General features: G+C 68.8%; 14 protein-coding genes. 10 read left to right on the top strand and 4 right to left on the bottom strand.

The genetic code is table 11. From position 1 onward, the window contains the following. Nucleotides 1-122: 122 nt before the first annotated feature. A complete protein-coding gene (locus WS92_RS22890) occupies nt 123-1,025 on the bottom strand; it encodes a LysR family transcriptional regulator (RefSeq protein ID WP_015602244.1) in 903 nt (300 codons plus the stop codon). A gap of 109 nt (nt 1,026-1,134) precedes the next feature. Here WS92_RS22890 and WS92_RS22885 point away from each other — a divergent pair, with 109 nt between their 5' ends. The 3 genes from WS92_RS22885 to WS92_RS22875 all read left to right on the top strand — a co-directional run bounded on the left by WS92_RS22885 (nt 1,135) and on the right by WS92_RS22875 (nt 5,934). After that, on the top strand, nt 1,135-2,916 hold the full coding sequence (locus tag WS92_RS22885) for an acyl-CoA dehydrogenase family protein (RefSeq protein ID WP_082743513.1): 1,782 nt from the start codon (nt 1,135-1,137) through the stop codon (nt 2,914-2,916). Beyond that, on the top strand, nt 2,913-4,379 hold the full coding sequence (locus WS92_RS22880; RefSeq protein WP_059929305.1) for a CaiB/BaiF CoA transferase family protein: 1,467 nt from the start codon (nt 2,913-2,915) through the stop codon (nt 4,377-4,379). Before WS92_RS22885 ends, WS92_RS22880 begins: the two co-directional genes overlap by 4 nt. A 223-nt stretch (nt 4,380-4,602) precedes the next feature. Further along, nucleotides 4,603-5,934 (top strand): MFS transporter, encoded by a 1,332-nt coding sequence (locus WS92_RS22875; RefSeq protein ID WP_015601454.1) that lies wholly within the window; start codon nt 4,603-4,605, stop codon nt 5,932-5,934. Between the two features lie 93 nt (nt 5,935-6,027). Here WS92_RS22875 and WS92_RS22870 read toward each other — a convergent pair whose 3' ends face one another. Together WS92_RS22870 and argA are read right to left on the bottom strand one after the other, a co-directional pair. Then, on the bottom strand, nt 6,028-6,303 hold the full coding sequence (locus WS92_RS22870; protein WP_009913003.1) for an oxidative damage protection protein: 276 nt from the start codon (nt 6,301-6,303) through the stop codon (nt 6,028-6,030). A gap of 50 nt (nt 6,304-6,353) precedes the next feature. After that, nucleotides 6,354-7,730, bottom strand: a complete 1,377-nt coding sequence (argA, locus tag WS92_RS22865; protein WP_009913001.1) for an amino-acid N-acetyltransferase — start codon at nt 7,728-7,730, stop codon at nt 6,354-6,356. Nucleotides 7,731-7,753: 23 nt separating this feature from the next. Here argA and hrpA point away from each other — a divergent pair, with 23 nt between their 5' ends. The 5 genes from hrpA to WS92_RS22840 all read left to right on the top strand — a co-directional run bounded on the left by hrpA (nt 7,754) and on the right by WS92_RS22840 (nt 15,879). After that, entirely contained in the window at nt 7,754-11,887 is a 4,134-nt protein-coding gene (gene hrpA, locus WS92_RS22860; RefSeq protein ID WP_059929304.1) for an ATP-dependent RNA helicase HrpA, read from the top strand. Between the two features lie 102 nt (nt 11,888-11,989). After that, complete coding sequence (locus WS92_RS22855) at nt 11,990-12,982, top strand: YVTN family beta-propeller repeat protein (RefSeq protein WP_006025919.1); 993 nt, start codon at nt 11,990-11,992, stop codon at nt 12,980-12,982. Between the two features lie 19 nt (nt 12,983-13,001). Beyond that, on the top strand, nt 13,002-13,991 hold the full coding sequence (locus WS92_RS22850; protein WP_006025920.1) for a sterol desaturase family protein: 990 nt from the start codon (nt 13,002-13,004) through the stop codon (nt 13,989-13,991). A 239-nt stretch (nt 13,992-14,230) separates the two neighbouring features. Then, complete coding sequence (locus WS92_RS22845) at nt 14,231-15,064, top strand: EI24 domain-containing protein (protein WP_059929302.1); 834 nt, start codon at nt 14,231-14,233, stop codon at nt 15,062-15,064. Then, nucleotides 15,061-15,879 (top strand): competence/damage-inducible protein A, encoded by an 819-nt coding sequence (locus WS92_RS22840; protein ID WP_015600203.1) that lies wholly within the window; start codon nt 15,061-15,063, stop codon nt 15,877-15,879. Before WS92_RS22845 ends, WS92_RS22840 begins: the two co-directional genes overlap by 4 nt. Nucleotides 15,880-15,954: 75 nt before the next feature. Here WS92_RS22840 and WS92_RS22835 read toward each other — a convergent pair whose 3' ends face one another. Continuing rightward, nucleotides 15,955-16,419, bottom strand: coding sequence for a rhodanese-like domain-containing protein (locus tag WS92_RS22835; protein WP_015600717.1), 465 nt, complete (start codon nt 16,417-16,419; stop codon nt 15,955-15,957). Between the two features lie 404 nt (nt 16,420-16,823). On the opposite strand from WS92_RS22835, the gene glnA reads away from it, so the two are divergent. Together glnA and glnL are read left to right on the top strand one after the other, a co-directional pair. Next, nucleotides 16,824-18,239, top strand: coding sequence for a type I glutamate--ammonia ligase (glnA, locus tag WS92_RS22830; protein ID WP_015601285.1), 1,416 nt, complete (start codon nt 16,824-16,826; stop codon nt 18,237-18,239). Nucleotides 18,240-18,405: 166 nt separating this feature from the next. After that, nucleotides 18,406-19,548, top strand: coding sequence for a nitrogen regulation protein NR(II) (gene glnL / locus WS92_RS22825; RefSeq protein WP_009912993.1), 1,143 nt, complete (start codon nt 18,406-18,408; stop codon nt 19,546-19,548). Nucleotides 19,549-19,570 lie beyond the last annotated feature (22 nt).

The following is a 19,570-nucleotide window of genomic DNA, read 5'->3' as shown; positions in this document are numbered from 1 at the left end:
AAAGCACTTTTTCGACATAACTCATCTGGCGGGTGCTGGTCGCGCATCGCGCGACCAGGGCCGTGATTCTACCGGCAATCGCGCACTTTTATCCAGAACTTTTTCAGCGCCGCCGCGCGCCGTCACTTCGCCATGCCGCGAAGCCGCCGGATCTCGTCGTCCAGATATTCGCCGAAGCGCTCCGCAACGGGCTCCCGCTCGTTCGCCCGGCGCAGCCGCAACGTGTGCGATTCGAGCGCATCGCCGGCGAGCGGCAGGTAGCGCAGCCGTTCGCTGCGCACCTGGCGCAGCACGCTCGGCACGAGCGCCACCCCCATCTCGAACTCGACCATCGTCAGCACCGTCTGCCACAGGCGCGCTTCGTGCCGGATCTGCGGGCTGAAGCCCGCGCTCACGCACTGCGCGATGATGAGGTCGTGATAGTGGGGCGCCGCATCGCGTGGGAACAGGATGAACGGCTCGTGCGCAAGCGTCGCGAGATCGACGCGCTTTCGTCGCGCAAGCCGGTGCGCGGCGGGCAGGCAGCAGAGAAACGGCTCGGAGAAAATCGCGTCGGCCGCGATCTCGGGCGGGAACGTGCCCCAGTGCGCGAAGCCGACGTCGATCTGCGCGCGCAGGATCGCCTGCACCTGCTCGTGCGTGTTCATCTCCTTAAGCACGACTTCGACATTCGGATAGTCCGCCTCGAAGCGCCGCACCGCGGACGGCAGCCCGCGATACAGCATCGAATTGACGAAGCCGATCTTGAGCCTCCCCGCGAGCCCCGACGCCGACCGAATCGTCAGACGTTGCGCCTCCTGCGCCTGCAGCAGCAGCCGGCGCGCCTCGCCGAGCAGCACTTCGCCCGCATTCGTCAGCGCGACCGACTTGCTCGTGCGCGCGAACAACTGCACGCCGAGCTCGTCCTCGAACTTGCGGATGTCGAAGCTCAGGGCCGGCTGCGAGATGAACAGCCGTTTCGCCGCGCGGCCGAAATGCAGTTCCTCCGCGACGGCGACGAAGTAGCGCAATTGCTTCAGGTCCATCCCGTTTCCGTTCGAAGCGATCGATAAATGCTGCTTATCGTACTGGATAAATCCTGTATTGGACGATTATCGATCGCGGTCCTACGCTCGTCGAACCAGGAGACAAGCGATGAACATGATGAAAGAAATCGTCGAAGTGAACGCGCCCGCGGCGGGCGCGGCGAATATTCCCGACTCGCGGGGCATCAATTTCTTCACGAACGACCCCGATTGCGCGGCGCTGTTGCGGCTCCATCTCGGCGAAGCGCGCTTTCGCGACCTCGAGCCGGAACTGCGCACGCTCGGGCTGCGCGCGTCGGACGAGCTCGATCGCCTCGCGTCGCGCGCCGATCGGAATCCGCCCGTGCTTCAGCCGCGCACGCGTCGCGGCGAGGCGCTCGAGACGATCGACAAGCATCCGGACTATGTCGCGCTCGAGCGCGTCGCGTATTCGGAGCTCGGGCTCGCCGCGATGAGCCATCGCGACGATGCGCCGCCGCTGCTCGTCAAGTATGCGTTGACGTTCCTGTTCGTGCAGGCCGAATTCGGCCTCTGCTGTCCCGTCAGCATGACCGACTCGCTGACGCGCACGCTGCGCCGCTTCGGTTCGCGCGAGCTCGTCGGGCGTTTCCTGCCGCGGCTCGCGTCGCGCGATTTCGACGTGCTGTACCAGGGCGCGATGTTCATGACCGAGCAGGCGGCGGGTTCCGACGTCGGCCGGATCGCAACGCGCGCGGTGCGCGATACGTCCGCCGACGGCTCGGCGATCTGGCGTCTGTTCGGCGACAAATGGTTTTGCTCGAACGCGGACGCCGATCTCGCGATGGTGCTCGCGCGCCCCGAGGGCGCGCCTGACGGCGTCAAGGGGCTCGCGTTGTTCCTGTTGCCGAAGACGCTTGCCGACGGTTCGCGCAATCGCTATCGGATCGTGCGTCTGAAGGACAAGCTCGGCAGCCGCTCGATGGCGAGCGGCGAGATCGCGCTCGAAGGGGCGCAGGCGTATCTGATCGGCGAGATCGGCCGCGGCTTCCATCAGATGGCCGACATGATCAACATGTCGCGTCTGTCGAACGGCGTGCGCGCGGCGGGGCTGATGCGCCGCGCGACGACGGAGGCGCTGCACGTCGCGCGCCATCGCGAAGCGTTCGGCCGCAAGCTGATCGACATGCCGCTGATGCAGCGGCAACTCGTCAAGATGCTCGTGCCGACCGAGCAGGCACGCTCGCTCTTCATGCAGATCGCGCTGCTGCTCGCGAAAGCCGACGAGGGCGACGCGCAGGCGGCCGGCTGCGTGCGGATCCTGACGCCGCTCATCAAGTTCCGCGCGTGCCGTGACGCGCGCCGCGTCGCCGGCGACGCGATGGAGGTGCGCGGCGGCACCGGCTACATCGAGGAATGGAGCGACGCGCGCGTGCTGCGCGACGCGCATCTCGGCTCGATCTGGGAGGGCACGAGCAACATCGTCGCGCTCGACGTCGCGCGGGCGGTCAAGCGCGAAGGCGCGCTCTCGCCGCTGCGCGCGTTCCTGCTCGACACGCTCGACGCGGCGCGGCTGCCCGGCGCGAGCGCGGCGCGTCTGCGCCGCGCGCTCGATCGCGCGAGCGACGCGATCGCGCACGTCGCGCAGACGGGCGACGATGCGTTCGTGCGGCAGGCGGCGTCCGCGCTCTATCACGCGACGACCGCGATCCTGCTCGCGAGCGAAGGGATGCGCCTCGCGCCCGACCATCGGCGGCTCGCGCTCGCGCATCTCGTGCTGCGCCACAAGCTGTCGCCCGTCGATCCGCTCGCGCTGCCGGGTGCCGATGCCGATGCGGCCGCCGGCGTGCTGGCGGCGTTGCTGCGCGATCGGCCCGTCGCGCTCGACGATGCGCTGCGGCTGCTCGGCGAGCCGTCAGGAGAGGCGGCATGAGCGGCGATGTCTCGAAGCGATTTCCGTCTTCAAGCGGATGGGAGATCGGGTGTGCCGCCGCGCGTGTGCCCGATTCGGCATGCGCGTCCGGTGTTGCCGGCGAGGCAGGGAGCGCCGCGGATTCGTCGCAGCCGGCGAGCGCACTTTGTGCATCGTCCGCGCGGCGCGAATCGTCGGAGACGACAATCGCCGATGCTGCGCACACCGCAAGCACCGCGAACACCGCGCGCCGCCCGAACCCGGCCGTCCCGGGCAACGCGACAACGACCGAGCCCGCCCGTCATGGCGCGCTCGCGGGGCTCAAGGTGATCGACCTGAGCCGCGTCCTCGGCGGCCCGTACTGCACGCAGGCGCTCGCGGACCACGGCGCGCGCGTGATCAAGATCGAGCCGCCCGCGGGCGACGAAACGCGCGGCTGGGGCCCGCCGTTCTTCGACGACGACGCGTGGTACTTCACCGGCGTGAACCGCAACAAGGAAGGGATCGCGCTCGACCTGTCGCGCGACGAAGGCCGCGCGATCCTCTGGCGGCTGCTCGAGGACGCGGACGTGCTCGTCGAGAACTTCAAGCCCGGCACGCTCGCGCGCTGGGGGATGGACTACGGGCGGGATTTGCGGCCGCGCTTTCCGCGCCTCGTCCATTGCGCGATCACGGGCTTCGGCGCCGACGGCCCGCTCGGCGGGCTGCCCGGTTACGACGCGGTGATCCAGGCGATGGCGGGCCTCATGAGCGTGAACGGCGACGCCGACGGCGACGCGACCCGCATCGGCCTGCCGATCGTCGACATGGTGACGGGCCTGAACGCGCTCGCCGGCATCCTGCTCGCGCTCGCCGGGCGCGAGACGAGCGGCGTCGGCCAGTCGGTCGACATCGCGCTGTACGACTGCGGCGTGTCGCTCCTGCATCCGCATCTGCCGAACTGGTTCGGCTCGGGGCGCACGCCCGCGCGCAGCGGCAACGCGCATCCGAACATCGCGCCGTACGACAGCTACCGCACCGCGAGCGCGCCGATCTTCCTCGCGGTCGGCAACGACCGGCAATTCGCGCGTCTCTGCGCGCACCTCGGCGTGCCCGCGCTCGCGAGCGATCCGCGTTTCGTCGACAACCGCAGCCGCTGCGCGCATCGCGCGGAGCTGAAGGCGAGCCTCGAAGCGCGGCTCGCCGATCGCGACTGCGAAACGCTCGCGCGCGAGCTGATGGCCGAGGGCGTGCCGTGCGGGCCGGTGCGCACGGTCGATGCCGTCGTGCGCGATCCGCACACGCTGCATCGCGGGCTCGTCGTCGAGATGGGGCGCTACCGCGGCGCCGCGTCGCCGATCAGGCTGTCGCGCACGCCCGCGACGTACCGCAGCGCGCCGCCGACGCTCGGCCGCGACACGCGCGCGGTGCTCGACGCGCTCGGCATCGACGCGGCGACGCAGGCGCGGCTCGCCGACGCGGGCGTGCTGAAGGAGGCGAAATAAATGGCGACGTGAGCGAATGCATGCGGCCGCCGGCGCGAAGCGGCGGCTTCTGCTTGATGGTCGCCGTCGGGGGCGCGCGCGGCCGGACGTCCGGAGACGATCGATCCGTCTTCGGCCGAACGGTTCGCGCGGCCCGCCCGGCGCGACCGAATCCGGAGCGATCCGGCCCGACCGGTGAAGGCGCGCGCGAGTCGCGCCGCCGGCAAGAGACATGGAGACAACGATGACATCCCAGCACGATGGCCGCGTCGAGCGCGCGCCGGTCGGCCAGCCCGCGCGCGCCGCGCTCGCTGCGTTCGTCGGCACGACGATCGAGTGGTACGACTTCTACCTTTACGCGACCGCGTCCGCGCTCATCTTCGGCAAGCTGTTCTTTCCGCCGGGCGAGCCGTTCTTCAGCACGCTCGCGTCGTTCGGCACGTTCGCGGTCGGCTTTTTCGCGCGGCCGTTCGGCGGCCTCGTGTTCGGCCATCTCGGCGACCGGATCGGCCGCAAGAAGGCGCTCGTCGCGACGCTCGTCATCATGGCGGCCGGCACGGTCGGCATCGGCCTGCTGCCCGCTTACGCGCAGGCGGGCGTCGCCGCGCCCGTCGCGCTCGTCGCGCTGCGCATCGCGCAAGGCATCGCGATCGGCGGCGAGTGGGGCGGCGCGGTGCTGATGGCGAGCGAGCACGCGAGCGCGGACAAGCGCACGTTCGTCGCGTCGTTCGCGCAGCTCGGCAGCCCGGCCGGATTGATTCTCGCGCTGCTCGCGTTTCGGCTCGTCGCCGGCATGGAGCACGGCGCGTTCCTCGCGTGGGGCTGGCGGCTGCCGTTTCTCGCGAGCGCGGCGCTGCTTGTCGTCGGGCTCGCGATCCGCGCGGGCGTCGACGAATCGCCGGAGTTCGCGCGCGTGAAGGCCGAGCGGCGCACGGCGGCGCGGCCCGTGGCCGACGTGGTGCGCGACGCGTGGCGCACGCTGCTGCTCTGCCTCGGCGCGAACGTGATCGGCGTCGCGGGCGCGTGGTTCGTCAACACGTTCATGCTGAACTACACGACGCAGACGCTCGGGCTCGATCGCGCGCTGATCCTCGATTGCCTGTTCGTCGTCGCGTTCATCCAGCTCGGCACGCAGCTCGCGTCCGGCTGGTTCGCGCAGCGCGTCGGCACCGGGCGTTTCCTGATGACGGCCGCCGCGCTCGCGATCGCGTCGCCGTATCCGATGTTCGCGCTCGTGTCGACGGGGCGCCCCGTCGCGATCGTCGCCGGCATCGCGATCGCGGTGATGTGCATGTCGAGCTCGTACGCGGTGATGGCGGGCTTCATGTCGACCGCGTTCGACGTGCGCGTCCGCTATTCGGCGATCTCGCTGTCGTACCAGCTCTGCGCGGCGCTCGCGGGCGGGCTCACGCCGCTCGCCGGCGCGCTGCTCGCGCACCGTTTCGCCGGCCAGTGGTGGCCGCTCGCCGTGTTCTACAGCGCGCTCGCGGCGGTGTCGCTCGTGTGCATCGCGACGCTCGAGCGCGGCAAGCGCGTCGACGTCGGCGCGAGGGGCGGGGTGCTCGCGAAGCCTTGACGGCGCGGGCGCGGGCGCGGGCGCGCGCAAAAAAAAAGCCTCGGGCAGCAATCGCTGCCCGAGGCTTTCGTCCGATATGCGGAACGCGGCGGTTCAGCCCTGCGTCGGCGGCACGTAGCCGGACGCCTGGTCCGCGCCGTCGCCGAAGAAATACTTCTCGGTCTGCTTCATCAGGTACTGACGCGCGCGCGGATCGGCCATGTTCAGCCGGTTCTCGTTGATCAGCATCGTCTGCTGCTTGAGCCAGCCTTGCCACGCTTCCTTCGACACGCTCTCGTACAGGCGCTTGCCGAGCTCGCCCGGCAGCGGCGGGAAATCGAGTCCCTCGGCTTCCTTGCCGAGCTTCGCGCAGTGAATCATACGGGCCATCGTGTACCTCTCCTGTAATCGTAATCGGGGGGAAGGGCGCGCCGCGCCGCTCAGAGCTGCTTCATCAGCACGAGCGACTTGCGCTGCCAGTTGTAGAGCTTGCGGCGGTCTTCGGGCAGGTCGTCGACCGTCGCCTTCACGAAGCCGCGCTTCAGGAACCAGTGCTCGGTGCGGGTCGTCAGCACGAAGATCCGCGTCAAGCCGCGCGCGCGGGCGCGCTGCTCGATCCGCTTCAGGAGCTGCGCGCCGTCGCCCGAGCCTTGCGCCTCGGGCGCGACCGTGAGGCACGCCATCTCGCCGATCTTCTCGGTCGGGTACGGGTAGAGCGCCGCGCAGCCGAACAGCACGCCGTCGTGCTCGATGACCGAGAAGTGATCGATGTCCCGCTCGATCTGGTGGCGGCCGCGCCGCACGAGCGTGCCGTCCGTCTCGAGCGGCTCGATGAGGGTCAGGATGCCGCCGACGTCGTCCGGCGTCGCTTCGCGCAGGCTCTCGAGGTTCTCGTACGAGATCATCGTGCCCACGCCGTCATGCAGGAACAATTCGAGCAGCACGCTGCCGTCGAGCGACTGCGGAATCAGGTGCGCGCGCGCGACGCCGCCGCGGCACGCGCGGATCGCGTGCTTCAGGAAGAACCCGTCGTCGCCCTGCAGATCGCCCGAGTCGAGCAACTCGGCCGCCGCGTCGAGCGACATCTCGCGCACGAGCTCGCCCGCTTCGTCGACGATGCCGGGCGACTCGGTCAGGAAGATGATCTTGTCCGCGCGCAGCGCGATCGCGGCCGCCGACGCGACGTCCTCCATCGACAGGTTGAACGCCTCGCCCGTCGGCGAGAAGCCGAGCGGCGACAGCAGCACGAGCTTGCGGCTCGCGAGCGAATGGCGGATCGACTCGGCGTCGATCTTGCGCACGACGCCCGTGTGCGCGAAGTCGACGCCATCGAGAATCCCCACCGGCCGCGCGGTCACGAAGTTGCCGGACACGACGCTGATGTGCGCGTGCGCCATCGGCGTGTTCGGCAGGCCCTGGCTGATCGCCGCCTCGATGTCGAGCCGCACTTCGCCCGCCGCTTCCTTCGCCGATTCGAGCGCGCGCGCGTCGGTGATCCGCAGGCCGTGCGAGAACGCGGATTCGACGCCGTGCAGGCTCAGTTGCTCCTCGACCTGCGGCCGCGAGCCGTGCACGAGCACGATCTGGATGCCCATCGCCTGCAGCAGCGCGATGTCGGACACGAGCGCGCTCAGCAGTCCGCGCTGCACGACCTCGCCGCCGAAGCCGACGACGAACGTGTTGTTGCGGAACTTGTGGATATAGGGCGCGACGGAACGCATCCAGTCGACGAACTGCGCGTGATGGACGGCTTCGTCGACGGACGGCTGGGGCGCGGCGCCCGAATGGGCGGCGGGGAGGTCGGTTTGGGAATTCATGGGCGGGATTATAATGCGCCCCCATGTCGAATGTACCTAAAAGTCCCGCGCAAAAACGTGCGGGCACGCCGGGCGAGCCGCGGCCGTCGCGCCCGCGGCAGGCGTCGCCCGGGCAGCCGGGCGAGCCGCGCGCCGCGCGCCGCGACGCCGGCCCCGAGGCCGCCCGCGCGCCGCGCGCACCGCATGCCCCGCAGACACGCGTCGTGCCGAATCCCGTTGCGCCGATCACGTTTCCCGAAAGCCTGCCCGTGTCGGGCCGGCGCGACGAGATCGCGCGCGCGATCGCCGATCACCAGGTGGTGATCGTCTGCGGCGAGACGGGCTCGGGCAAGACCACCCAGTTGCCGAAGATCTGCCTGTCGCTCGGCCGCGGCCTCGGCGCGGGCGGCGCGGGCCTGATCGGCCACACGCAGCCGCGGCGGCTCGCGGCGTCGTCGACAGGCCGCCGGATCGCCGAGGAGCTCGGCACGCCGTTCGGCGAAGTGGTCGGCTACAAGGTGCGCTTCACCGACAACCTCGCGCCGGGCGCCTCGGTCAAGCTGATGACGGACGGCATCCTGCTCGCCGAGACGCAGACCGATCCGCTCCTGAAGGCGTATGACACCCTCATCATCGACGAGGCGCACGAGCGCAGCCTGAACATCGATTTCCTGCTCGGCTACCTGAAGCAGATCCTGCCGCAGCGGCCGGACCTGAAGCTGATCGTCACGTCGGCGACGATCGACGCGGAGCGCTTCGCGCGCCATTTCGGCAGCGACGAGCGGCCCGCGCCCGTGATCGAGGTGAGCGGGCGGCTGTATCCGGTCGAGGTTCGCTACCGGGCGATCGCCGATGACCGGCCGGCCGCCGTCCGGCACGCGGAGGGCGCGGCGTCCGGCCGCGACCGCGCGAAGAGCGCGCGCGAGGCCGAGCGCGACCTGATGGACGGCATCGTCGACGCGGTCGACGAGCTGTGCCGCGAAGGCCCGGGCGACGTGCTCGTGTTCCTGCCCGGCGAGCGCGAGATCCGCGACGCGGCCGAGTCGCTGCGCAAGCATCATCCGCCGCACACCGAGATCCTGCCGCTCTTCGCGCGGCTGTCCGCCGCCGAGCAGGAGCGCGTGTTCAAGCCGTCGAACGCGCGCCGGATCGTGCTCGCGACGAACGTCGCCGAGACGTCGCTCACGGTGCCGGGCATCCGTTACGTCGTCGATACGGGCCTCGCGCGCGTGAAGCGCTATTCGTACCGGAACAAGGTCGAGCAACTGCAGATCGAGCCGATCTCGCAGGCGGCCGCGAACCAGCGCGCGGGCCGCTGCGGCCGCGTCGCCGACGGCGTCTGCATCCGCCTTTACGAAGAAAGCGATTTCGCCGGCCGCGCGCGCTTCACCGATCCGGAAATCCTGCGCTCGTCGCTCGCGGCGGTGATCCTGCGGATGAAGTCGCTGCATCTGTCTGAGATCGAATCGTTTCCGTTCATCGAGCCGCCGCCCGGCCGCGCGATCGCGGACGGCTATCAGTTGCTCAACGAGCTCGGCGCGGTCGACGACGACAACGCGCTCACGCCGCTCGGCCGCGAGCTCGCGCGGCTGCCGCTCGACCCGCGCGTCGGCCGGATGATCCTCGCCGCGCGCGACCAGCAGGCGTTGCGCGAAGTGCTCGTGATCGCGAGCGCGCTGTCCGTGCAGGACCCGCGCGATCGCCCGGCCGACGCGCAGGAGCAGGCCGACCAGGCGCATCGACGCTTCGCCGACGAGCGCTCCGAGTTCCTCCAGTGGCCGAAGATCTGGGCGTGGTTCGAGGAGGCGGTCGCGCACAAGAAGTCGAACCGGCAGCTCGTCGACGCGTGCCGGCAGAACTTTCTGTCGCATCTGCGGCTGCGCGAATGGCGCGACGTCCACTCGCAGCTCTTGACCGTCGTGCGCGAGCACGGCTGGCGCCTGAACGAGGCCGACGCGACGTTCGAGCAGATCCATCTGTCGCTGTTGACGGGCCTGCTCGGCAACATCGGCTTCAAGGCCGAGGACGAGCCGCACTACCTCGGCGCGCGCGGGATCAAGTTCCATCTGTGGCCGGGCTCCGCGCTCGTGAAGAAGGCGGGGCGCTGGGTGATGGCGGCCGAGCTCGTCGAGACGAGCCGGCTCTATGCGCGCTGCATCGCGAAGATCGAGCCGGAATGGATCGAGCGGATCGGCGCGCATCTGCTGAAGAGATCGCTGTCCGAGCCGCACTGGGAGAAACGTCCCGCGCAGGTCGCCGCGTTCGAGCGCGCGACGCTGTACGGGCTCACCGTCTATCACCGGCGGCGCGTCGCGTTCGGCCGGCAGGACCCGGCGCGCGCGCGGGAGCTCTTCATCCGCGGCGCGCTCGTCGACGGCGAATTCGACACGAAGCTCGCGTTCTTCGCGCACAACCGCAAGCTGCTCGCCGACATCGAGCAGCTCGAGCACAAGTCGCGCCGGCAGGACGTGCTCGTCGACGACGAGCTGATTCACGCGTTCTACGATCAGGCGATTCCGGCCGGCATCCACACGGGCGCCGCGTTCGAGCGCTGGTATCGCGACGAGGTGAAGAAGAGCGGGCAGCCGGAAGACGGGCTGCGCCTGCTGTATCTGTCGCGCGACGACCTGATGCGCCACGAGGCGGCGGGCGTGACGACCGACCTGTTTCCGAAGCGCGCAACGATGGCGGGCGTCGAGATGGCGCTCGCGTACCACTTCGAGCCCGGCTCGCCGCGCGACGGCGTGACGCTCGCGGTGCCGCTCTTCGCGCTGAACCAGGTCGACGCGCGCCGCGCCGAGTGGCTCGTGCCCGGGATGCTGAAGGAGAAGGCGCACCTGCTGCTGAAGTCGCTGCCGCAGAAGCTGCGCCGCCATTGCGTGCCGCTGCCCGAATACGCGGCGGGCTTCGTCGAGCGCGCCGGACGCGCTCGCTTCGGCGCGGCCGGCGCAGGCGCGGGCGGCCTCGTCGATGCGCTGATCGCCGACGTCCGGGAGCAGACGCAAGTCGCGACGAAGACGTCCGACTTCAAGCTCGAGACGCTGCCCGCGCACCTGTTCATGAACTTCAAGGTGATCGACGAGCACGGCCGCCAGCTCGCGATGGGGCGCAATCTCGCGCAATTGCGCGCGGAGCTGGGCGCGCAGGCGCAGCAGCATTTCCAGAAGATCGCCGCCGCGGCGACGCTCGCGCCGGCGGGCGAGCATTCGGGCGCGACGGCGGCCGCCGCCGAGGCGCCCGCGGGCGGCGCGCGGCCGCGACGCGGGCACGTCGGGGCGCCGCAGCCGGCGGCGCAAGCGGGCGCGGCGGCCGCCGGCGCGACCGCGCTCTACGAGAACCTGACGACGTGGAACTTCGGCACGCTGCCGGAATTGCTCGAGATCCACCGGCGCGGCGAGACGCTCGTCGGCTATCCGGCGCTCGTCGACCGCGGCACGCACTGCGACGTCGAGGTGTTCGACTCGCCCGACGAGGCCGCGCGGGTCCACCGCGCGGGCTTGCGGCGCCTGTTCGCGCTGCAGTTGAAGGAGCCGGTCAAGTATCTGGAGAAGAACCTGCCGGGGCTGCGCGAGATGGCGATGCAGTACATGTCCCTCGGCACGCAGGACGAGCTGCGCGACCAGTTGATCGCGACCGCGCTCGACCGCGCGTGCCTGCAGGACCCGCTGCCCGACGACGACGCGAGCTTCCACGCGCGCCGCGACGAGGGCAGGAGCCGCCTGAACCTGCTCGCGCAGGAGATTGCGCGGCTCGTCGGGCAGATTCTCGCCGAGTACGCGGGGCTCGCGAAGAAGCTCGCGCAGGCGAAGCCGTTCCCGGCCGCGCACGCGGACATGCAGGGCCAGCTCGCGGCGCTCGTCGGCAAGCGCTTCGTCGTCGATACGCCTTACGCGCAGCTTGCGCACTTCCCGCGCTACCTGAAGGGGATCGCGCTGCGAATCGACAAGCTGAAGGCCGATCCCGCCCGCGACGCGCGGCAGGCGGCCGAGCTGCAGCCGCTCGCGCAGCACTACCAGCGCTCGGCCGCGCAGCGCGGCGGCGTCGCGGACGCGCGGCTCGCCGAGTTCCGGTGGCTGCTCGAGGAACTGCGGATCTCGCTGTTCGCGCAGGAACTGCGCACGCCGATGCCGGTGTCGGTCAAGCGGCTCTACAAAGTGTGGGAGTCGATGCAGCGCTGAGCGCGGCTCGGAGTATGCGGGTTCACACTCGGGCGCGGGACGTCAACCGGCGGCGTTCTCGCGCGTTTTATCAATCACGCCAGTCCCTCGACGTGAGTCTTCATGCGCAATTTCCTCTCTCTCGGCCGCACGCTCGCGCTTGCGGCCGCCGTGCTGGCGCCTGTCGCCGCCTTCGCGAACAACGTGATCGTGCTGAATTCGGCTGAAGCGACGCTGTCCCTCATCGATCAGCAATCCCGCCAGGTCGTCGGCCAGTATCCGACCGGCAAGGAGCCGCATCACCTGATGGCGACGCCCGACAATTCGTCGCTGATCGTCGCGAATTCGGTGTCGAACAGCCTGATGTTCCTTGATCCGAAGACGGGCAAGCCGCAGCGCACGCTCGAAGGGATCGACGATCCTTACCAGCTCGGTTTTTCGCCCGACCGCAAGTGGTTCGTCGCGGCGGGCCTGCGGCTCGACCGCGTCGACATCTACAGCTACGACGGCCGTGACCTGAAGCTCGCGAAGCGCGTGCCGCTCGCGGTGATGCCGAGCCACCTCGCGTTCACGAAGGACAGCAAGACGGTGCTCGTGTCGCTGCAGGTGTCGGGCGAGCTCGCGGCGATCGATCTGGCCACGCAGACGGTCAAGTGGAAGATGAAGGTCGGGCCGGTGCCGGCGGGCTTGTGGCTCACGCCCGGCGACAAGTACGTGCTGATCGGGATGACGGGCGCCGACTACGTCGCCGTCGTCGACTGGCGCAACCAGAAGGTCGTGAAAACGATTCCGACCGGCAAGGGCGCGCACAACTTCCGCTCGCTCGCGGACGGCACGCACGTCGCAGTGACGAACCGGGTGGCGAACACGATCAGCATCATCGACGAGAACGCGCTCACGAACGTCGGCGACATCACGGGCCTGTTGCCCGGCCCGGACGACATGGAGCTGTCGGCCGACCGGAAGACGCTGTGGGTGACGTTCCGCTTCGCGAAGAAGGTCGGCGTGATCGATCTGCCGAGCCGCAAGCTGATCCAGACGATTTCGGTCGGCCGCTCGCCGCACGGGATCTATTTCTACGACCGGGCGCCGTGGACGGCGCCGAACGGCGCGTGACGCGGCGGGGGAGCGGTTCATGCTGCACATGATCGTCGCCGCGCTGGACGGCTTCGTGTCCGATCTGCAGACCTGGCTGTACGTCGACATCGTGCAGCCGCTGCTGTTCAAGGTCGGCCTGATGGACTACGACGAGGACACGTACGACGCGCTCTACTGGGTGATCGTCGGCGCGCTGCAGGTGGTCGCGATGTACGCGCTGCTGCGCCCGCTCGAGGCGCTGCGCCCCGTCGAGCGGTGGGAGAACCGCAAGGAGGCGCGCGTCGACGTGATCTACACGCTGATCGCGAAGCTCGGCATCTTCAGCCTGTTCTTCTTCTTCGCGATGCAGCCGCTCTTCGACGCCTTCCAGGCGTGGCTGCGTCTTCACGGGATCTCGAACTTCAATCTCGACTACCTGTGGCCGGGCGTCACGTCCAAGCCGATCGTCGCGTTCGCGATCTATCTGATCGCGCTCGATTTCGCCGGCTACTGGTATCACCGCTGGCAGCACCGGATCGGCGTCTGGTGGGAGCTGCACGCCGTGCATCACAGCCAGCGCCAGATGTCGCTCTGGTGCGACGACCGCAACCACCTGCTCGACGACGTGCTGCAGGCGTGCTTCTTCGCGGCGATCGCGCTCGTGATCGGCGTGTCGCCGTCGCAGTTCGTCGTGCTGACCGCGGTCACGAACTTCATGCAGAGCGTTCAGCATACGAACGCGCGGCTGCCGCTCGGCTGGCTCGGCGAGCGCCTCGTCGTCAGCCCGACGTTCCATCGCCGCCATCACGCGGTCGGCTACGGCCACGAGGGCACGAAGTACGGCTGCAACTTCGGCGTGCTGTTTCCGTGGTGGGACATGCTGTTCCGCACCGCGTCGTGGAACCGCACGCCCGAGCCGACGGGCATCCGCGAGCAGTATGAGGGCGTGTCGTACGGCGACGGCTTCTGGGCGCAGCACTGGCTCGCGTTCGTGCGGATCGCGCGGCGGCTCGCGCCGGGGAAGCAGCGCGACGCGGCGTCGGCGTAAGCCGCCGCGGCGGGCGAGCGGCGCGTTCGGGGGGCGGCTTGGCCGAACGGCTTGCGGCTTTTCGACTGCCGGGGCGCTTCCCACCAGCTCTCTTCTCGCCGCGCGCCGCCCGGCCGCCCATGTGCGCGCATCGCACGCCTTCGCCGCCCCCATTCGCTACCGCCCCGTTTTTGCCGCACGCATGCCGCGTGGTTTATCCTTTCCGGGCCTTCCCATTCCCGAACGATGATCCGTCCCGCATGAACGATCTGCTGCGCTCCTTCGGCCGGGCGCTCGCGAGTGCGCTGCACCCGCGGATGCTCTGGCTCACCTTCATGCCGTTTATCGTCTCCGCGGTGATCTGGGGCGTCGTGCTCTGGTTCTCGTGGCAGCCGCTCGTCGACGCCGCGCGCGCCGCGCTCGACGGCTTCGCGCTGACGGCGCTCCTCTACCAGTTCTTCAACGCGATCGGCGCATCGCAACTGCACGCGGTCGTCGCGCCGTTCGTCGTCGTGTCGCTCGCGATTCCGCTAATCGTGCTGACGGTGCTGCTCCTGATCGCGACGCTGTCGATGCCCGCCGTCGTCTCGCATCTGTCGAAGCGCCAGTTCGCGTCGCTCGAGATGAAGCGGGGCGGCAGCCTGTTCGGCAGTGTATTCAATTCGCTGTGGGCCGCGTTCGCGAGCATCGTGCTCCTGATCGTGACGGTGCCGCTGTGGCTGATTCCGCCGTTCTTCGCGCTGCTGCCGCCCGTGATCTGGGGCTGGCTCACGTACCGCGTGATGACCTATGACGCGCTCGCGCTGCACGCGAGCGCCGACGAGCGCCGCGCGCTCGTGCGCAAGCGCCGCTGGCCGCTGTTGGGCATCGGCGTCGCGAGCGGGCTGCTCGGCACGGTGCCGACCTTCATCTGGGTGTCGTCGATCTGGATGATGGTGCTGTTTCCGTTCGTCGCCGCCGCGATGATCTGGGTCTACGCGTTCATTCTGGTGTTCTCGGCGCTGTGGTTCGGCTTCTACTGCCTGCGCGCGCTGCAGGACGAGCGCGCGGCGGCCGGGAACGCGACTTCCATCGATTCGACGAGGCAAGCATGACCATCGGCATCATCATCATCGGCGACGAGATTCTGTCCGGTCGCCGCCAGGACAAGCACCTCGCCAAGGTGATCGAGCTCCTGGCCGCGCGCGGGCTGGCGCTCGGCTGGGCCGAGTACGTCGGCGACGATCCCGCGCGGATCACGGCGACGCTCGCGCGCACGTTCGCGTCGGGCGACATCGTGTTCTCGACGGGCGGGATCGGCGCGACGCCCGACGACCACACGCGCCAGTGCGCGGCCGAGGCGCTCGGCGTGCCGCTCGAGCTGCATCCGGAAGCGAAGGCGCTGATCGAGGCGCGGATTCGCGAGACGCACGCCGATCCGGCGAAGCCCGCCGATCTCGATTCGCCGGAGAACCGGCATCGGCTGAACATGGGCGTGTTCCCGCGCGGCGCGACGATCATCCCGAACGGCTACAACCGGATCCCGGGCTTTTCGTGCGGCGATCATCACTTCGTGCCGGGCTTTCCGGTGATGGCGTGGCCGATGATCGAATGGGTGCTCGACACGAAGTACGCGCACCTGCATCACGCGACCCCGCATGCGGAGCGCTCGCTCTATGTGTTCGAGCTGCCCGAATCGACGCTCACGCCGCTGATGGAGAGAATCGAGCGAGATTTCCCGGGCGTGCGGGTCTTCAGCCTGCCGAGCGTAGGCGACGCGGAAAAGGGCGGCGTCTATGCGCGCCGGCACATCGATCTCGGCGTGAAGGGCGAGCCGGAGGCGGTCGCGGCCGCGTTCGTGAGACTGCGCGAGGGCGTGCATCTGCTCGGCGGCGACATCGTCGAGCCGGCCGAGCCGCAGCACGGCTGAGCGGGGCGGGCGCGGCGCGCGGGCCGTCATCGCCATGTCATCGGCCGGCCGGACGATGGCGGGCGGCGTCGCGCGTTATGCGCCGATCCAGGGCAAGCCGCGGTGGCACCAGCCTTCGACGGTCTTCCGGTGCCCTTGCGCGTCCTTAGCGCCTTCGAATCCTTCGAGCAGATCGAACGCCTTCGTGAAGCCGGCCTGCGCGGCGGCGACCGCGGCGAGCTTCGAGCGCGCGGCGCTGCGGCACAGGAACAGGATCGGCTGATCGGGTTGCGCGAGGGTGCGCAATTGGTCGATGAATTCCGCGTTCGGCACGCCGCCCGGGTAGCGGGCCCATTCGACGTGCGCGTACTGGCCGTCGCCGACGAGCGGACGGCCGACCCAGTCGAGCTCCGCGCGGGTGCGCACGTCGATGAGGCGCGCGCTCGGATCGAGTTGCAGCAGTTCGAAGGCCTCGGCGGGCGAGAGCGCGCCCGCGTAGTTCAGGTTGCCTTGCGCGCGGCGCGTGTCGGCTTGCGCGTAAAGCTGTTCAAGCGTACTCATGGCGGGAGGTCTCCTGCGGATCAAAAAACCATTCTAGCGCGCCGGCCGGGCAGCGACGGCCGCCGATATCCATGACGCGCGCGATGTGCCGATATCACCAAAAAGGTGCAAAATGAACGAATGGCACCAGAACGGTGATTTTAGGGGGTATGGAATGCTCAACTGCACAAACAAGGTGCGCGCCCGGCAGCGTCCGGGCGCGCCGAAGCCCCGAAAGTGCGCGCCCCGGCCCTGACGGGGCGCGGCCTCGCGCGCTTCGCGCCGATCTGGCGCATGCATGGCATGGAAGCTGCTATATCCATCCCGTTCGAATCGGTTGTACGCGGCAAAGAACGCTGCGCTCAGCAGCTCGCTTAACGAGGCGGTCCCAGTCCGCCGGATTTGTTCAATCAGGAGAAGAGGTTATGAGTAAAACCGTCGCCGACGTCATGCAGCTCGTGAAGGACGAGGACGTCAAGTTTGTCGATTTCCGCTTCACGGACACGCGCGGCAAGGAGCAACACGTGTCGGTGCCGGTGTCGGCCTTCGGCGAGGACAAGTTCGAAAGCGGCCACGCGTTCGACGGCTCGTCGATCGCGGGCTGGAAGGGCATCGAGGCGTCGGACATGCTGCTCATGCCGGATCCGAACGCCGCCTTCATCGACCCGTTCTACGAAGAGTCGACCCTCGTGCTGACCTGCGACGTCGTCGAGCCTGCCGACGGCAAGGGCTACGAGCGCGATCCGCGCTCGCTCGCGAAGCGCGCCGAGGCGTACCTGAAGAGCACGGGCATCGGCGACACCGCGTACTTCGGCCCGGAGCCGGAATTCTTCATCTTCGATTCGGTGCAGTGGAACACCGACATGTCCGGCTGCTTCGTGAAGATCAGCTCGGAAGAAGCGCCGTGGTCGTCGGCGAAGGAATTCGAAGGCGGCAACACGGGCCACCGTCCGGGCGTGAAGGGCGGCTACTTCCCGGTCGCGCCGGTCGATTCGTTCCAGGACATGCGCTCGGAAATGTGCCTGCTGCTCGAGCAGATCGGCATTCCGGTCGAAGTGCACCACCACGAAGTGGCGGGCCAGGGCCAGAACGAAATCGGCACGAAGTTCTCGACGCTCGTCGAGCGCGCGGACTGGACGCAATGGGCGAAGTACATCATCCATAACGTCGCGCACTCGTATGGCAAGACGGCGACGTTCATGCCGAAGCCCGTCGTCGGCGACAACGGCTCGGGCATGCACGTGCACCAGTCGATCTGGAAGGACGGCCAGAACCTGTTCGCGGGCAACGGCTACGCGGGCCTGTCGGAAACGGCGCTCTTCTACATCGGCGGCATCATCAAGCACGCGCGCGCGCTGAACGCGATCACGAACCCGACGACGAACTCGTACAAGCGCCTCGTGCCGCACTTCGAGGCGCCCGTGAAGCTCGCGTACTCGGCGCGCAACCGCTCGGCGTCGATCCGCATTCCGCACGTGTCGAACCCGAAGGGCCGCCGCATCGAAACGCGCTTCCCGGACCCGATGGCGAACCCGTACCTGTGCTTCACGGCGCTGATGATGGCGGGCCTCGACGGCATCCAGAACAAGATCCATCCGGGCGAGGCCGCGGACAAGAACCTGTACGACCTGCCGCCGGAAGAGGACGCCAAGATCCCGACCGTGTGCGCCGGCCTCGACCAGGCGCTCGAAGCGCTCGACCAGGACCGCGAGTTCCTGACCCGCGGCGGCGTGTTCACGGACGCGATGATCGACGCGTACCTGGGCCTGAAGGAACAGGAGCTCGCGAAGTACCGCATGACGACGCATCCGATCGAGTTCGAGATGTACTACTCGCTGTAAGCGACGATGGCGCTTCGTCTCGTCGGCGGACGAAGCGCCGCGGCGCCGACCGGCCTTCGCGCGGCAGTTGCGCGCGAAGGCATCGGACCTTGAAAAGGGGACGGCGGGACGCCGTCCCCTTTTTGTTCCGCCAGCGACGGCGGTTTTGACACGGCATCCACGCAAGATGGTTCTGAAGAATCTGATCAAGGCCAGGGCCGGCCACCCGGAGCGCTTGTCGGACGACGACCGGCTCGTGCGCTCGGGGCTTCTGACCGGGCTCGAAGCGTTGCCGACGGTCGTGCTCGTGCTCGATCGGCGCACGCTCAGGATCGCGTTCGCCAATCCGTCGGCGGAGGCGATGCTCGACATCTCGCGCCGGCAGTTGTCGCAGATGCCGTGGGGCGAGATCTTCCCGAACGCGGGCGAGCTCGCGACGACGATCACCGCGATCGGCGAAGAACGCTTTCATGCGACGCATCTCGACACCGTGCTCGACCGCCCGGGCCGCGAGCCGCTGCACGTGCACGCGATCGTCGGCTTCCTCGAGGGCGCGCCCGATTTCGTGCTCGTCGAGCTGTTCGAGAACGAACGGCAGTCGCGCACCGACCGCGAGGAGCGGATCCACGATCTCACGGCCGTCAACAAGCAACTGATCCGCAATCTCGCGCACGAGATCAAGAACCCGCTCGGCGGGATCCGCGGCGCCGCGCAATTGCTCGAATTCGAGTTGGGTGAGCGCGAGCGCGACGAGCTGCGCGAGTACACGCAGGTGATCATCAAGGAATCGGACCGGCTGCAGACGCTCGTCGATCGGCTGCTCGAGCCGCATCGCCATCCGCACATCGTCGGCGACGTGAACATCCATGAAGTGTGCGAGCGGGTGCGCGCGGTGATGCTCGCGGAATTTCCGCGCGGCCTCACGATCGAGCGCGACTACGACGTGAGCGTGCCCGATCTGCGCGGCGACAAGGAGCAACTGATCCAGGCGCTCCTGAACATCGTGCGCAACGCGGCGCAGGCGCTGCGCGAGCGCATCGCGCAGGGCGACGCGAGGATCGAGCTGCGCACGCGCGTCGCGCGCAAGGTGACGATCGCGAAGCGCCTGTACAAGCTGGCACTGGATTTGCACGTGATCGACAACGGCCCCGGCATTCCCGACGACATTCGCGACCGGATCTTCTATCCGCTCGTATCCGGCCGCGACGACGGCAGCGGACTCGGGCTCACGCTCGCGCAGACGTTCATCCAGCAGCATGACGGGATGATCGAAGTGGACAGCCGGCCGGGCCGAACCGAATTTCAGATTTTGCTGCCGCTCGACCATTGAGCGGCGGCGCAGCGATTCTCCA

The organism is Burkholderia sp. MSMB1588 (assembly GCF_001546925.1).
Taxonomy (GTDB): Bacteria; Pseudomonadota; Gammaproteobacteria; order Burkholderiales; family Burkholderiaceae; genus Burkholderia; species Burkholderia humptydooensis.
This window is presented reverse-complemented; position numbering and strand designations above follow the sequence as displayed.

Excerpts from the sequence above, each read along its gene's own strand:
- WS92_RS22840 (WP_015600203.1), top strand. The coding sequence starts at position 15,061 with ATGACCATCGGCATCATCATCATCGGCGACGAGATTCTGTCCGGTCGC.
- hrpA (WP_059929304.1), top strand. The coding sequence starts at position 7,754 with ATGTCGAATGTACCTAAAAGTCCCGCGCAAAAACGTGCGGGCACGCCG.
- WS92_RS22835 (WP_015600717.1), bottom strand. The coding sequence starts at position 16,419 with ATGAGTACGCTTGAACAGCTTTACGCGCAAGCCGACACGCGCCGCGCG.
- glnL (WP_009912993.1), top strand. The coding sequence starts at position 18,406 with ATGGTTCTGAAGAATCTGATCAAGGCCAGGGCCGGCCACCCGGAGCGC.
- glnA (WP_015601285.1), top strand. The coding sequence starts at position 16,824 with ATGAGTAAAACCGTCGCCGACGTCATGCAGCTCGTGAAGGACGAGGAC.
- WS92_RS22875 (WP_015601454.1), top strand. The coding sequence starts at position 4,603 with ATGACATCCCAGCACGATGGCCGCGTCGAGCGCGCGCCGGTCGGCCAG.
- argA (WP_009913001.1), bottom strand. The coding sequence starts at position 7,730 with ATGAATTCCCAAACCGACCTCCCCGCCGCCCATTCGGGCGCCGCGCCC.
- WS92_RS22870 (WP_009913003.1), bottom strand. The coding sequence starts at position 6,303 with ATGGCCCGTATGATTCACTGCGCGAAGCTCGGCAAGGAAGCCGAGGGA.
- WS92_RS22855 (WP_006025919.1), top strand. The coding sequence starts at position 11,990 with ATGCGCAATTTCCTCTCTCTCGGCCGCACGCTCGCGCTTGCGGCCGCC.
- WS92_RS22890 (WP_015602244.1), bottom strand. The coding sequence starts at position 1,025 with ATGGACCTGAAGCAATTGCGCTACTTCGTCGCCGTCGCGGAGGAACTG.
- WS92_RS22885 (WP_082743513.1), top strand. The coding sequence starts at position 1,135 with ATGAACATGATGAAAGAAATCGTCGAAGTGAACGCGCCCGCGGCGGGC.
- WS92_RS22850 (WP_006025920.1), top strand. The coding sequence starts at position 13,002 with ATGCTGCACATGATCGTCGCCGCGCTGGACGGCTTCGTGTCCGATCTG.
- WS92_RS22880 (WP_059929305.1), top strand. The coding sequence starts at position 2,913 with ATGAGCGGCGATGTCTCGAAGCGATTTCCGTCTTCAAGCGGATGGGAG.
- WS92_RS22845 (WP_059929302.1), top strand. The coding sequence starts at position 14,231 with ATGAACGATCTGCTGCGCTCCTTCGGCCGGGCGCTCGCGAGTGCGCTG.